The 13554-nt window shown below is 71.2% G+C and carries 13 protein-coding genes and 1 other RNA gene; 7 read left to right on the plus strand and 7 right to left on the minus strand.

Features of this window, described 5'->3' with window-relative positions:
* On the minus strand, positions 1–718 hold a 718-nt coding region (locus tag PKD06_RS15475), incomplete at its 3' end, for a branched-chain amino acid ABC transporter permease (protein ID WP_324381618.1).
* Positions 719–820: 102 nt separating this feature from the next.
* Positions 821–1537 carry a Crp/Fnr family transcriptional regulator gene (locus tag PKD06_RS15480; RefSeq protein ID WP_324381620.1) on the minus strand — a complete coding sequence of 239 codons (717 nt, stop codon included), beginning with the start codon at positions 1535–1537 and terminating at the stop codon, positions 821–823.
* A 146-nt stretch (positions 1538–1683) separates the two neighbouring features.
* On the opposite strand from PKD06_RS15480, the gene PKD06_RS15485 reads away from it, so the two are divergent.
* Positions 1684–2865, plus strand: a complete 1182-nt coding sequence (locus PKD06_RS15485) for an NnrS family protein (RefSeq protein ID WP_324381622.1) — start codon at positions 1684–1686, stop codon at positions 2863–2865.
* Here the strand turns inward: PKD06_RS15485 and PKD06_RS15490 are convergent.
* On the minus strand, positions 2855–3604 hold the full coding sequence (locus PKD06_RS15490; protein WP_324381624.1) for a Crp/Fnr family transcriptional regulator: 750 nt from the start codon (positions 3602–3604) through the stop codon (positions 2855–2857). The genes PKD06_RS15485 and PKD06_RS15490 overlap by 11 nt on opposite strands.
* A 245-nt stretch (positions 3605–3849) precedes the next feature.
* On the opposite strand from PKD06_RS15490, the gene rplS reads away from it, so the two are divergent.
* The 5 genes from rplS (at position 3850) to PKD06_RS15515 (ending at position 6887) form a co-directional block, all read left to right on the plus strand.
* The gene (gene rplS, locus PKD06_RS15495; RefSeq protein WP_324381625.1) at positions 3850–4239 is read left to right on the plus strand and encodes a 50S ribosomal protein L19; all 390 of its coding nucleotides are present in this window, start codon (positions 3850–3852) and stop codon (positions 4237–4239) included.
* A 243-nt stretch (positions 4240–4482) separates the two neighbouring features.
* Positions 4483–4639: non-coding RNA, 6S RNA (gene ssrS / locus PKD06_RS15500), on the plus strand.
* 13 nt (positions 4640–4652) lie between these two features.
* Positions 4653–5243: a 5-formyltetrahydrofolate cyclo-ligase gene (locus tag PKD06_RS15505; RefSeq protein WP_324381627.1), complete on the plus strand. Its 591-nt coding sequence runs from the start codon at positions 4653–4655 to the stop codon at positions 5241–5243.
* Positions 5244–5301: 58 nt separating this feature from the next.
* Positions 5302–6123 carry a TIGR00282 family metallophosphoesterase gene (locus PKD06_RS15510; RefSeq protein WP_324381629.1) on the plus strand — a complete coding sequence of 274 codons (822 nt, stop codon included), beginning with the start codon at positions 5302–5304 and terminating at the stop codon, positions 6121–6123.
* A gap of 8 nt (positions 6124–6131) precedes the next feature.
* A complete protein-coding gene (locus tag PKD06_RS15515; protein WP_324381631.1) occupies positions 6132–6887 on the plus strand; it encodes a phosphodiester glycosidase family protein in 756 nt (251 codons plus the stop codon).
* Between the two features lie 12 nt (positions 6888–6899).
* On the opposite strand, the gene PKD06_RS15520 is transcribed toward PKD06_RS15515, so the two are convergent.
* Complete coding sequence (locus PKD06_RS15520) at positions 6900–8270, minus strand: TAXI family TRAP transporter solute-binding subunit (protein ID WP_324381633.1); 1371 nt, start codon at positions 8268–8270, stop codon at positions 6900–6902.
* Between the two features lie 150 nt (positions 8271–8420).
* Between PKD06_RS15520 and PKD06_RS15525 the strand changes: the two genes are divergently transcribed.
* Entirely contained in the window at positions 8421–9959 is a 1539-nt protein-coding gene (locus PKD06_RS15525) for a YifB family Mg chelatase-like AAA ATPase (RefSeq protein ID WP_324381634.1), read from the plus strand.
* A 56-nt stretch (positions 9960–10015) separates the two neighbouring features.
* Here PKD06_RS15525 and ftsH read toward each other — a convergent pair whose 3' ends face one another.
* The 3 genes from ftsH to ybgF all read right to left on the minus strand — a co-directional run.
* Complete coding sequence (ftsH, locus tag PKD06_RS15530) at positions 10016–11935, minus strand: ATP-dependent zinc metalloprotease FtsH (RefSeq protein WP_324381638.1); 1920 nt, start codon at positions 11933–11935, stop codon at positions 10016–10018.
* A gap of 48 nt (positions 11936–11983) precedes the next feature.
* Entirely contained in the window at positions 11984–13081 is a 1098-nt protein-coding gene (gene tilS, locus PKD06_RS15535; RefSeq protein WP_324381640.1) for a tRNA lysidine(34) synthetase TilS, read from the minus strand.
* Positions 13068–13554: tol-pal system protein YbgF (gene ybgF, locus PKD06_RS15540; RefSeq protein ID WP_324381636.1), on the minus strand; the 487-nt coding region annotated here is incomplete at its 5' end. The genes ybgF and tilS, both read right to left, overlap by 14 nt.

Raw genomic sequence — 13554 nt, forward strand, 5'->3', positions numbered from 1 at the left:
CGAAGGACACTTCCGAGCGCGCGCCCCACATGATCCCCGTCGCGAGCGCCACGATCCCGGCCGTGAACCAGACGATGACCCAGATCTGGTTGAGCGAGATGCCGACCGAGAGCGCCGCCTTGTGGCTGTCGGCGACCGCGCGGAGCGCCCGGCCGATGCGCGTCTTCTGGAAGAAGACCGCGAGGGCGGCGACGGCGGCCGAGGCCAGGGCCGCCGCGGCGATGTCGATCTTCTGGAGAGAGACGAGGCCGCCGAGGATGTTCAGGTCGATCGAGCCGCGGGGCAGGCCGAGCTGGTCCGTGATCATCTGCTTCGGGCTGCCGCCGAAGATCATCTCCCCGAGCCCGATCAGGAAATAGGTCAGGCCGAAGGTCGCCATGAACAGGATGATGTCGGGCTGGTTGACGAGCGGGCGCAGCACGATGCGCTCGATCCCGACCGCCAGCAGGAACATCACCCCGATGGTGAGCGCGAGGGAGAGATAGGCCGGCACGCCCATTTCCGTGAGCCCGACCAGGGTCAGGGCCGCGAAGACGACCATGATGCCCTGCGCGAAGTTGAACACGCCGGACGCCTTGAAGATCAGCACGAAGCCGAGCGCGATGAGGCTGTAGAGGACGCCCGCGACGAGCCCTTCCCAGATCGTCTGGACGAGGAGGTCCGGCGCGGCCCCCATCTGCACGAAGGGATCGACGAAGATCTTGTAGAGAAGGTCCATGACAGCCCGCCCGGCGCGCCGCTCCCGAGGCGGGGCGCGAGGGGAGCCTGAAGCGTTCCGGCCCTCCCGTCCAGACCCGCGAGCCCGGATTCGTGGCAGCCTTTAGGGCGAGGAGGTGCCGGGCGGGACGTCCTTGGCCAGGGCCATCAGGCGTTCCGGCGCGCGGATCTCGATGCGCTGGCGTCCGCCGCCGACGATTCCCTGCGCCTCCCAGGCGCTGAGGGTGCGGCTGACGGTGTGCAGGGTCGTACCCGTCATCTCGGCCACGTCCTGGCGGGAAATGGGAAAGCCGATCTCGACCCCCGAGGCGACCGTCCGGCCCGCCTGGCGGGCGAGGCGCAGCAGCGCGGCGGCGATCCGGCGCTCGACCGGTTGAGTGGACATCTCGACGACCCGCGTATGGGCCTCGTCGAGGCGCGAGCCGATCGTGTGCAGGGTTGCCGCCGCGAGGGCCGGGCAGCGCTGGATCAGGCGGGGCCAGGACGAGGAGGGCCAGACGAGGGCGACGCTGTCCAGGACGGGCAGGGCGGTGGCCGGATAGGCCGGAAGGCCCATCGCGACGGCGATGCCGAAGAATTCCCGCGGCCCGACATAGCGCACCACGACCTGCTGGCCGGAGGGCGTCACCTTCACGACCTGCAGGCGGCCCTCCAGCAGGAGCCAGAAGGAATGGGGCGCTTCCCCCTGGCGGAAGACGGCGTTGCCGCCCTTGGGATATCGTACCGGCCGCGCCTCCCGCGTCAGCGCGTCGATCTGCTCGGGGGTGGAGCCCGCGAGGATCGGGAAGCTCGCCACAACGGATGCGTCGATCTCGGCCATGTCGGGAGCCGCTCTTCCTTCATTATCCGCAGGTCCGGCCGCGATCGCGGGCGAGACGCCGACCATGCCTTCGCCGGAGATTAGAATGCGCGGCTTCTTTGCGGAAACGCAATGATCGGACGCGCGGCGCCCGATAGATCGTGGGGATGGCCCCCGTTCCGCGCCTGCGCGACTATCAAGGTCCCGCCATCCTGTCCTACGGCTTCCGGCCGTTCTTCCTGCTTGGCGCCCTTCAGTCGGCGCTCGCCATGGCCATCTGGCTGTTCCTCTGGTTCCGGGGCGCGGGGCTGCCCACGGCCTTCGCCCCGCGCGACTGGCACGTGCACGAGATGCTTTACGGATTCGTGCCGGCGGTCGTGACCGGGTTCCTGCTCACAGCGGTTCCGAACTGGACCGGACGCCTGCCGCTCCAGGGCGGCCCGCTCCTCGGCCTCGTTCTCGTCTGGATGGGTGGGCGGATCGCGGTCGCGACCTCCGCCCTGATCGGCCGGGGCGCGGCGGCGGCGATCGATGTCGGCTTCCTAGTCCTGATCGTGCTCTTCGTGGCGCGGGAGGTGGTCGCGGGCCGCAACTGGCGCAACCTGCCGGTCCTCGCCTTCGTGACGGCGCTGACGCTCGGCAACGTCGCCTTCCATGTCGAGGCCGCCTCGACGGGCCTCGCCGAATACGGAACCCGAATCGGCCTCGCCGCGGCCGTCGCGCTGCTGATGATGATCGGCGGCCGCATCATCCCGAGTTTCACCAACAACTGGCTGGCGCGAAACAATCCGGGGCGTCTGCCGGTGCCTTTCGGCCGGTTCGACATCCTGTGCGTCGCGGCCGGCCTCGTGGCCCTTCTCGCATGGTGCGCGCGGCCCATGGCCGAGGCGACGGGCGCGGCGCTTCTCGCGGCGGGGCTGCTCCATGCGGCCCGCCTCGCCCGCTGGGCCGGGGACCGCGCCATGCGCGACCGGCTCGTCCTGATCCTGCACGTCGCTTATGCCTTCGTGCCGGCGGGGTTCCTGCTGCTCGGCGCGGCCGCCTTCGATCTCGTGCCGGAGACGGCGGGAATCCATGCCTGGACCGGCGGGGCGATCGGGACGATGACGCTCGCCGTCATGTCGCGCGCGACCCTCGGCCATACGGGCCGCGCCCTCGCCGCGGACGGGCCGACCCAGGCGATCTACGGGCTGGTGCTCCTCGCGGCGGCTGCGCGAATCTGCGCCGCGCTCGTGCCCTCCGCGATGCAGGGCCTGCTTCTGGTCGCGGGCTTCGCCTGGATCGGGGCCTTCCTGGGATTCGCGCTCGTCTACGGCCCGATCGTGGGGCGGCCGAGGCTCAGGAGCTGAAGGCCAGCGGCGCGCCGCCGATCTCGGCCCGGCACGGCCGCGCCTCGATCCTCGTGCCCTCGGCGATATCCCGGAGCCGCCGCGCGTCGTGGATCAGGATCCGGGGACGCTCGTTGGCGATGATGCCCTGGCGCTGCCAGTCCTTCAGGACGCGGCTCGCCGTGAAATGCGTCGTCCCGGTCAATTCGGCGATGTCCTGCCGGGAGACCGGGGGCGTGCGGGCCGGCAAGCCCTCGCCGCAGGTTCTCATGATCCGCAGGAGCGTATGCGCGATCCGCTGCTCGACGGGCTCGGTCACGAATTCGCGCAGCTGGGTCATCAGCGCGTCGCTCTGCGCGCAGAGCGCGGGGAGGACGTTCCACAGGAGAGCCGGATCCTCCGCCGCGATGGCCTCGAACTGGGCTCTCGTCCAGCCGACGACCGAGGTGTCGCTCACCGCATAGGCGCTCGCCGAATGGGGCGCCTGGCGCAGCACCGCTGCCGCGCCTACCGGCGGATCGCCCGCCGTCGCGAAGCCGAGGCCGATCGGGGTGCCCCCGATGCTCAGATGGAAGAGCTTCAGATAGCCCCGGCGCACGAGATAAAGATGGCTTGGCGTCTCGCCCTGCTTGAACAACAGCGTCTTGGCCGGGATGGACCGCATCGCGGCGCTGTCCCGCAGGCGCCCGAGAGACTGCGAGCGCAGGCCGCGCGAGAGGCAGCTCAGATCGGCCAGATCGAATTCGCAGCCGCGCGACACGGTTCCCGCCCTTTCTCTCCGCCGCACGATGGGCGGTGTCGGGAGAGGTGACTATACGGGGAGGGGTGGGTTTGATTTGATCTAGCGCAAACAAGGCCCGGCCGCTCTTGCGCGGAAAGGGCGGGGGCAGCGCTCGACACGGGGCCGGCGGCGCGCTATAGGCGCGGCAATTCACAACAGGATGGCGAAATCCTCGCGGGCTTAAGGGATGTTCCCGGCGCCCGTGCCTGCCGGAGTTTGGTCCCATGAACATCATCGAGGCGCTCGAGCGCGAGCAGATCGAGAAGCTCGGCAAGACGATCCCCGATTTCGAGCCCGGCGACACGGTGATCGTGAACGTCAAGGTCAAGGAGGGCGAGCGCGTCCGCGTCCAGGCCTATGAGGGCGTCTGCATCGCCCGCTCGGGCGGCGGCCTCAACGAGAGCTTCACTGTCCGCAAGATCTCCTATGGCGAGGGCGTCGAGCGCGTCTTCCCGGTCTATTCGCCGCTGATCGACAGCATCAAGGTGGTGCGCCGCGGCAAGGTGCGCCGGGCGAAGCTCTATTACCTGCGCGACCGCCGCGGCAAATCGGCCCGCATCACCGAGCGCGCCGAGCGCCGGACTTCCGAGAAGCCGGTCCAGGCCGCCGAATAGACGGCCATCCCGGCCCGCTCGCGACGCGCCCTCCGGGGCGCGTTTTCGTTCGGGCCGCCCGCAAGCCACTCTCTGTCATCCCCGGCGCGCCGCAGGCGCGGGAAGGGGATCCAGAGCCACAAGCGAGCCCTCTGCATCCCCTTCCCCTCCGCTTCGCTCCGGCCGGGGATGACAAAGGCGGCGGTCCGGAAAGGCCGTGCCGCCCCGCTGGCGTCGCGGCCCGTCCTCGCCTATATCCGGCGGGCGGGGCTGCGGTGCGCGTCAGGACACTAAATCCCCGGGGCCTTATCGATCCTCATGGGGGCTGTCCCTGGCCTTGTCCGTGGACTTGGCCAACACGGCTCCCACCTACGTTGTAGGTTTCCCGGGATCGATGTCCAACGGCTCTCGTGGCTCCGCACGTTCCATTCCCCATGACCGATCCCATCCTCCTCGCCGAAAAAGCCCGCCTCCGAGCGGAGGGATTCGCCCGGCGCGACGCGCTCGATGCCGGCTGGCGGCGGCAGGCGTCGCAGGACATCGCCGCGCGCGTCCTCGCGCTGCCCGAGCTGTCGGGCGTCGAGCCCGTCGGCGCCTATTGGCCGATGCGCAGCGAGGTCGATCCGCGCCCGGCCCTGGCCGCGCTCGCCGCGCAGGGACGCGCGATCGCCCTCTCGCAGACGCGCAGTCCCCTGCTCGTCTGGCGCCGCTGGCGGCCGGGCGACAGGCTCGTCCATGGCGGGTTCGGCGTCATGGAGCCCCCGGACGAGGCGCCCGAACTCGCGCCGCGTGCGCTGCTCGTGCCGCTCTGCCGCTTCGACCGGCGGGGCGGGCGGCTCGGCTACGGCAAGGGCCATTTCGACCGCTCCATCGCCGCGCTCGGCGCGCGCCATCCGCTCCTGACCATCGGCGTCGCCTTCTCAGCGCAGGAGGCGGACGAGGTGCCGATGGCCGAGCACGACCGCCGCCTCGATTTCGTCGTGACGGAAAACGAGGCGATCGGAACAAGCGGGCGCGCGTCGTGACGTCTCCGCTCCACCCCGCCCTCTTCCGCGAGGGAGAGGGGAGATCGCGAGTCTGACCATGCGCATTCTCTTTCTCGGCGACATCGTCGGCCGCCCGGGCCGCCGGGCCGTGCAGGAGCGGCTTCCCGGCCTGCGCGCGCGCTGGCGCCTCGATGCGGTGGTGATCAACGGCGAGAACGCGGCCGGCGGCTTCGGCATCACCGAGGCGATCTGCGAGGAGCTGATCGAGGCGGGCGCCGATGCGGTGACGCTCGGCAACCATTCCTGGGACCAGCGCGAGGCGCTCGTCTTCATCGCCCGCCAGCCGCGGCTGATCCGGCCCTGCAACTATCCCCCCGGCGCGCCCGGCCGGGGCGCGAATCTCGTCGACCTGCGGGACGGACGCCGGCTCCTCGTCGTGAACGTCATGGGCCGCCTCTTCATGGAGGCGCTGGACGATCCCTTCGCCGCGGTCGAGCGCGAGCTGTCCCTGTGCCCGCTCGGGCAGGTGGCCGACGCGGTCCTCGTCGACATCCATGCCGAGGCGACGAGCGAGAAGCAGGCTCTCGCCTATCATTTCGACGGGCGCGTCTCGGCGGCGGTCGGCACCCATACCCACGTCCCGACCGCCGACCACCGCATCCTGCCCGGGGGCACGGCCTATATCTCCGATGCCGGCATGTGCGGCGACTACGAATCGATCCTCGGGCTCCAGCGCGAGGAGCTGATCCGCCGCTTCATCGAGAAGGTCCCGGGCAGCCGGCCCGAGGTCGGGCTCGGCGAGGGCACGCTCTGCGGCCTCGCCGTCGAGACGGACGACGCGACCGGCCTCGCCGTGAGGGCGGCGGCTGTCCGCATCGGCCCGCTCCTTGCCGCGAGCCGGCCCGAATTCTGGGATTGAACGGGGCCATGCGCCGCGCCGTCCTTGTTCTCCTCTCTGCGCTGATCGGGGCCCTCGCGGCGCCCGCGATCCGGGCGGCGCCGCATGGCGGCTCCTCGGGCTGCCGCGAGGTGACTTTCGAGGAGGCGCGCTACACGGTCTGCCGCATCGACATGCGGACGCATGAGCTGAGGCTGTTCCTGAGGGGGCCGGACGGCAGCCCCTTCGGCAGCCTGTCGCGCTTCCTCGGCTCGCCGATGGGCCGGGGCGTCGCCATGGCCATGAATGCGGGCATGTATCACGAGGATCTCTCGCCGGTCGGCCTCTATGTCGAGGATGGGCGCGAGCTGAAGCATCTCAACCGGGCGCGCGGGCCGGGCAATTTCCACATGAAGCCCAACGGCGTGTTCTTCGTGGCCGGGGGCCGGGCCGGTGTCCTGGAGACCGACGCCTTTGCGCGCCGCCGCCCCAAGGCGACGCTCGCGACCCAGTCCGGCCCCATGCTCGTCATCGACGGGAAGCTCCATCCGCGCTTCTCGGACGAGGGGCCCTCCCGCAAATACCGCAACGGCGTCGGGGTCTCGGACGGGAGCGCCGCGATCTTCGCCATTTCCGACGAGCCGGTGAGCTTCGGCGCCTTCGCCCGCCTCTTCCGCGACGCGCTCGGCTGTCGCAATGCGCTGTTCCTGGACGGCTCGGTCTCGTCCCTCCACGCGGCCGATCTCGGCCGGACCGATATTTCCCTCAAGCCCATCGGCCCGATCATCGCGGCCCTGCGCAGATAGGGCATCGAGCGGTCAGGCCGGGAGCCTGTCCGCCGGGCGGCCGTCGCTGGCCGCCGGGCGGCCCTCGCTGGCTGCGGCTCCCGGCGCGCCCGCCTCCAGCGCCGCCCGTCGCCGCAGGACGATGCGCTCCAGGCGCGAGACAGCGAGGCCGAGATCGCTGCGGCTTTCCGGGTTCTCCCCGCCCGGCACCGACAACTCGGCCTCGACGATCGCATCGATCTCGTCCTCGAGCGCGTCCAGCGATGCGAGGTCGGGGGCCGCGCGGACCCGCGGGAAGAGGCCGACCAGGGCCAGGACCGGGTCGCCCTTCGCCGAGGCGGGGCCGAAATCCAGGAATTTCCAGATCCCGGCCAGCAGCGAGGCGAGCGCCCCGAGGGCCATCGGGCCGTAGAAGAGCGCGTCGCCGTAGCGGTCGAAGAAGGTCTTCTCCTCTCCCTCGTAATAGGCGGCGGCGCCCGGATGGAGGGGGATATAGGCGTCCTTCTCGGTCTCGGGGGCGCGGATCTGGGACAGGATCGCGAAGCGGCCCGAGAGGTCGCCCCGCGACTCGATGAAGATGCGGGTGAGCGTGGTGACCACGTCGTCGGACAGGGAACTCTGTGCCACGATGTTGACCGGCACCAGGAGCGTCGTCAGGTCGTCGTCCGGGAGCGGCGGGGAGCCGGACAGCGTGCCCTTGGGCAATTCGTGGGTTTCGAGATAGCGGGCATTGCTCGCGATGGCGGCCGCCTGGTCGATGGCGAGGAGGCCCGGCCTCAGCTTGGACTTGAGGTCGAACCGGCTCCGCAGCGCCGCGAGCGCTCGCTCGCTGAGGGGCGCGACCGTCAGCAGGGCCTGGATCTTGCGCGAGCGCAGGAGCGCCTGCGCCTCGTCGTGCGTCACGCCGACGAACCGGGAGCGGTCGAAGCCGTAGCTCTCCGCGATGGCGCCGACGATATGCTCGTTGGTGGCGGCATCCAGCACGCCGATCCTCTTGCCCTTCAGGCCGTCGAAATCCTCCACGGGCGAGCCGTGCGGGAGCAGCACGAGCACCACCGCCTGCGCGGCGACGACCACGGCGCGCGCATGGCCCTGGTTGCCGATATCCGCCCGCAGGACCGCGAGATCCACCTTCCCGTGCTCGAAGAGATCCGCTGCCTCCGCCATCGAGGCCGTCGGAACCACCTTGAGGCGCAGATGCTTGCGGCTTTCCGCCATCCGTGTCGCGAGTGCGTTGAGGATCTGGATGATCTGCCCCTCGTCGCTCGCCGCGATGGTGAGCGTCAGCCCTCGCGCGAGGTAGCGATAGGTCCCGAGCGCCCCGGCGCCGGTGATCAGGGCGAGGCCGAGGATCAGGGTCAGGCGAAGCCAGAGCGGCAGGCGGCGATGGATGGGCTGCGGCATTGGCGGCCGGACGGAATCGGCGGGGCGGGTGACGGGAGAGCGAACCTAATCCGCCCCGGCGCCTCCGTCACCTGCGGGCAGCGTTCACGTCCTGTTCTTGACCCGGCAGGGGGAGCGGCTAATGTCCCCGGCGCGGCTCCGGGGCAAGGCATGGTCACTCGCATATCCACGGTCGCCTTCGAGGGCATCGAGGGCCGGGCCGTCGATGTCCAGGTCCAGATCGCGGCCGGGAATGTCGCCTTCGTCCTCGTCGGACTGCCGGACAAGGCGGTCGGCGAATCGAAGGAGCGGGTCCGCTCCGCCCTCCTCGCCTCCGGCCTCGCCATGCCGGCCAAGCGCATCACCGTGAACCTCGCCCCGGCGGACCTTCCCAAGGAAGGCTCCCATTACGACCTGCCGATCGCCCTCGGCATCATGGCGGCGATGGGCGCGATTCCGGCCGACGCGCTCGACGGCTACACGGTGCTCGGCGAGCTGGCCCTCGACGGCTCGATCACCTCCGTGGCGGGCGTGCTGCCGGCGGCCATCGCCGCCAATGCGCGCGGGAACGGCCTGATCTGCCCGGCCGCCTGCGGATCCGAGGCGGCCTGGGCCAGCCGCGACGCCGACATCCTGGCGCCGCGCTCGCTGATCCAGCTCGCCAATCATTTCAAGGGCGACCAGGTCATGGCGCGGCCTGAGCCCGCGGTCGCGCCCGCCGCGGGCCCCCTGCCGGACCTGCGCGACATCAAGGGCCAGGAGAGCGCCAAGCGTACGCTGGAGATCGCTGCGGCCGGCGGGCACAACCTTCTCATGTCCGGCCCGCCGGGAGCCGGCAAGTCGATGCTCGCCCAGCGCCTGCCCTCGATCCTGCCGCCGCTCGGGCCGGCCGAACTGCTCGAAGTCTCGATGATCCAGTCCGTCGCGGGCCAGATCGCGGAGGGCGCCCTGTCGAGCCGGCGGCCTTTTCGCGCCCCCCATCATTCCGCCTCGATGGCGGCCCTGGTCGGGGGCGGCGTGCATGCGCGGCCGGGCGAGATCTCGCTCGCCCATCACGGCGTCTTCTTCCTCGACGAGTTGCCCGAATTCCAGCCCGCGGTGCTCGACGCGCTCCGCCAGCCGCTGGAGACGGGCGAGGTGATGATCGCGCGGGTCAATCACCGCACGACCTATCCCGCGCGCGTGCAGCTCGTCGCCGCCATGAATCCCTGCCGCTGCGGCCATGCCACCGAGCCCGGCTATGCCTGCCGGCGCCAGCCCAACGACCGCTGCATCGCCCAATATGCCTCGCGCATCTCCGGCCCGCTGCTCGATCGCATCGACCTCGCGATCGAGGTCCCGGCCGTCACCGCTTCCGACCTGATCCTGCCGACCCCGGCCGAGGGTTCCCAGGAGGTCGCCGCGCGGGTGCGGCGCGCCCGCGAGATCGCGGCGAGCCGCTACGGCGTGCTCCGCCCCCCCGCCCCCACGGCCCATGCGAGCCGCCCGGTCCCCCCCCTCGAAGAGGCGGTCAAGCCGGACGAGGAGGGCCTGCGCCTCCTGCGCGAGGCGGCTGGGGCGATGCGGCTCTCGGCCCGCGGCTTCCACCGCATCCTGCGCGTCGCGCGCACGCTGGCCGATCTCGACGGCGAGGCGGGGGTCCGCCGCCCGCATCTCGCCGAGGCCATCTCCTACCGTTCTCATCTCGACCGCCGGCCGGTCACGGCGTGATCGGCGGCAAAGGTCCGTCAACGAAAAGGCCCGCCGGAGCGGGCCCTTGGGCAATGTCAGGCGGAGGGCTGTGGCTCGAGCCCGGGAGGCTCGTTGCGCGGCCGCGGCCGGCCCGCGGAAGGCACCACCGAGCCTCGCCGGGGCGGGGGCTCGTTCGCGTCGCGCACCGGCGGCTTGCCGTCGATGAGGTCGCGGATCTCCTCGCCCGTCAGCGTCTCGTATTCGAGGAGACCCTGGGCGAGGGTTTCGAGATCGTCCTTCTTCTCCGTCAGGATGTGGCGCGCCTCTTCGAGGCCGGTCTCGACGAGGCGGCGAACCTCGCTGTCGATCTTCTGGGCCGTGGCCTCGGAGACGTTCTGCTGCCGGCCGACCTGCATGCCGAGGAAGACCTCGTCGTTGTTGTCGCCATAGGCCACCGTCCCGAGCTCGGGCGAGAAGCCCCAGCGCGTCACCATCATCCGGGCGAGGCGGGTCGCCTGGTCGATGTCGGACTGGGCGCCCGACGTGACCTTCTCGGGCCCGAAGATCATCTCCTCGGCGATGCGGCCGCCCATCATGATGGCGAGGCGCGAGGTCATCTGCTCGAAGGACATGGACAGCTTGTCCCGCTCGGGAAGCTGCATGACCATGCCGAGCGCGCGGCCGCGCGGGATGATGGTCGCCTTGTGGACCGGGTCGGTCGCGGGGACGTTCAGGGCGACGATGGCGTGGCCGGCCTCGTGATAGGCGGTGAGGCGCTTCTCGTCGTCGGTCATGACGAGGGTGCGGCGCTCGGCGCCCATCATGACCTTGTCCTTGGCGTCCTCGAACTCGCTCATGGTCACGATGCGCTTGCCGCGCCGCGCCGCAAGCAGCGCCGCCTCGTTGACGAGGTTCATGAGATCCGCGCCCGAGAAGCCCGGCGTGCCGCGCGCGATGGTGCGCAGGTCGACATCGGGGGCGAGCGGCACCTTGCGCACATGGACGCGCAGGATCTTCTCGCGGCCGACGACGTCCGGGTTCGGGACGACGATCTGGCGGTCGAAGCGGCCGGGGCGCAGGAGGGCGGGGTCGAGCACGTCGGGGCGGTTCGTCGCCGCGATGATGATGATGCCCTCGTTGGCCTCGAAGCCGTCCATCTCGACGAGGAGCTGGTTCAGCGTCTGCTCGCGCTCGTCGTTGCCGCCGCCGAGGCCCGCGCCGCGATGGCGGCCGACCGCGTCGATCTCGTCGATGAAGATGATGCAGGGCGCGTTCTTCTTGGCTTGGTCGAACATGTCGCGCACGCGGCTCGCGCCGACGCCGACGAACATCTCGACGAAATCGGAGCCCGAGATGGTGAAAAAGGGCACGTTGGCCTCGCCCGCGACGGCGCGCGCGATCAGCGTCTTGCCGGTGCCGGGCGGCCCGACGAGCAGGCAGCCGCGCGGGATGCGGCCGCCGAGCCGCTGGAACTTCTGCGGATCGCGCAGGAACTCGACGATCTCCTGAAGGTCGTCCTTGGCCTCGTCGACGCCGGCCACGTCCTCGAAGGTCACCCGGCCATGCGCCTCGGTGAGGAGCTTCGCCTTGGACTTGCCGAAGCCCATGGCGCGCCCGGCCCCCGACTGCATCTGCCGCGACAGGAAGATCCAGGCGCCGACGAAGACGAGGATGGGCAGCCAGTTCACCAGCAGCGCGATGAACCAGGGCGTTGATTCGCCGGCCGGCCGCGCCGTGATCTGCACGTTCTTCTGCTGGAGGCGGCTGATCAGGCTCGGATCGAAGGGGGCGTAGGTGGTGAAGGTGCGCCCGTCCGTATAGGTGCCCGAGATCTCGTTGCCCGAGATGACCACGGTCGAGATGCGTCCGGCATCGGCCTCCGTGATGAGCTGGCTATAGGCGATGTCGCTGCCGCCGCTGCGCTGCGCAGCCCCGCCCTGGAACAGCGTGACGAGCGCCAGGACCAGGAGGAAGATGATCACCCAGAGGGCGAAGTTGCGGAAGTTCGGATTCATCTTGGTCCCGGAAAGCTCGCCGGAGGCGCCGGACGAGTTCTTCACAATTTAGGCGTCCCTCGACCCAATGCCAAGGGAATGCGGCCTGCCTGCGGCAATCTCGGTTAGCGCGGGGCCTCGCCGCCCGCGCCGCCGCGCGGGCTCGGGGCTCGCCGTGAGCCGGCCGTCGCGGCCGAGCGCGAGCAGGCGGCCGGCCAGGGTCAGGCGCAGGGCGCGGCCCGAGGCGGCGGCGGCCCGGAGCGCGGCGAAGGCGTCCTCGACCCGCCCGAGGCGCAGATGGCCGGGCTCGCCGTCCGGCCGGAGCGTGCGGAACAGGACGCGAAGCACGATCTCGTCCGGCCAGGACAGGAGCCGCGCGAGGTCGAGCCCGCCTTCGGGCCCGGGCCATTCCGCCTCCCTTGCGGCCTTCCCGGCCATGGCTTCGAGCGCGGCCTCGGCCCGGTCCATCCGCCCGGCGAGCCGGGCCAGCCGCTCCGGCGTCAGCCCCTCTGCGGCCAGGGCGCCGCAAAGGGCGCGCCAGCGCGGGCGGGCATGGCGCGGATCGGCGTTGGTCGGGTCCTGGACGAAGTCCCAGCCGCGCGCCCGGCAGGTCGCGACGAGAGCCGCCTTCCGCAGGCCCAGGAAAGGCCGCAGATGGAGGAGGCCCCGCCGGGTCGAGACAGGGCTCATCCCGGCAAGGCCCGCCGGCCCCGAGCCGCGCGCGAGACGCATCAGCACCGTCTCGGCCTGGTCGTCGAGGGTATGGGCCGTGGCGAGCCGACTGGCGCCGTGCGCGCGTGCATGCTCCGCCAGGAGCCGGTAGCGGGCCTCGCGGGCGCGGGCCTGCGAGGCTCCGCGGGGCGGGTCCCAGGTGAGGATCTCGTGGGGGAGGCCGCAGGCGGCGGCGGCGCGACCGACCGCCTCCGCCTCGAATCGCGATTCGGGCCGCAGACCGTGATCCACCGTCGCGACGAGGAGCGGCGGGCCGCCCCGGCCGGCGCTCCATGCGGCCGCGGCCCGCATCAGGGAGGTGGAATCGGGGCCCCCGGAGACGGCGAGAAGAAGAGGGGAGCCGTCTCCCGCGAGATCGCTCGTCAGGAAGACATGGTCGAAATCCGCCTCGCCGAGCGGCGCCCCGTCATCCGGTCCCGCGTCAGGCAGGGCAATGGGCCTTCTTCTGCTCCCGGTCCGCGCCCTGCTTCACATGGGCGGCGGCGCCCGGATATTTGCGGCCGAGCTCGGCGAAGGCGGCGCAGGCCTGGTCCTTGGCGCCGAGGGACGACAGCGCCATGCCGAGCTTGAGCATCGCATCCGCGGCCCTCGCCGATTTCGCGTGCTCCTGCGTCACCTTCAGGAATTGCTGGGCGGCCTCCTTGGGCTTGTTCTGGCGCAGATAGCTCTCGCCCAGCCAGTAGGTGGCGTCCGCCGCGAGGCGGTCGCGCGGGTTGTCGCGGATGAAGTCCCGGAAGCCCGCCTCGGCCTGCGCATATTGCCGCTGGTTGAGCGCGGCATAGGCGGCATCGTATCGGCTCTTGGCTCCGGCCGCGGGCGCCGCGCCCCGCGCCTGCTTCGCGTAGTCGGGATTGAGGCCGGCGACGCCCCGCGCATCCGGGCCGAGATCGGCGGGGCGCGCGGCCCCG

The sequence above is a fragment of the Enterovirga sp. genome (assembly GCF_035325185.1).
In the GTDB taxonomy this organism is placed as follows: domain Bacteria; phylum Pseudomonadota; class Alphaproteobacteria; order Rhizobiales; family Beijerinckiaceae; genus Enterovirga.

Excerpts from the sequence above, each read along its gene's own strand:
- PKD06_RS15520 (WP_324381633.1), bottom strand. The coding sequence starts at position 8,270 with ATGCCGCAGCCCATCCATCGCCGCCTGCCGCTCTGGCTTCGCCTGACC.
- ftsH (WP_324381638.1), bottom strand. The coding sequence starts at position 11,935 with ATGAATCCGAACTTCCGCAACTTCGCCCTCTGGGTGATCATCTTCCTC.
- PKD06_RS15485 (WP_324381622.1), top strand. The coding sequence starts at position 1,684 with ATGGCCCCCGTTCCGCGCCTGCGCGACTATCAAGGTCCCGCCATCCTG.
- rplS (WP_324381625.1), top strand. The coding sequence starts at position 3,850 with ATGAACATCATCGAGGCGCTCGAGCGCGAGCAGATCGAGAAGCTCGGC.
- PKD06_RS15505 (WP_324381627.1), top strand. The coding sequence starts at position 4,653 with ATGACCGATCCCATCCTCCTCGCCGAAAAAGCCCGCCTCCGAGCGGAG.
- PKD06_RS15480 (WP_324381620.1), bottom strand. The coding sequence starts at position 1,537 with ATGGCCGAGATCGACGCATCCGTTGTGGCGAGCTTCCCGATCCTCGCG.
- PKD06_RS15525 (WP_324381634.1), top strand. The coding sequence starts at position 8,421 with ATGGTCACTCGCATATCCACGGTCGCCTTCGAGGGCATCGAGGGCCGG.
- PKD06_RS15510 (WP_324381629.1), top strand. The coding sequence starts at position 5,302 with ATGCGCATTCTCTTTCTCGGCGACATCGTCGGCCGCCCGGGCCGCCGG.
- PKD06_RS15515 (WP_324381631.1), top strand. The coding sequence starts at position 6,132 with ATGCGCCGCGCCGTCCTTGTTCTCCTCTCTGCGCTGATCGGGGCCCTC.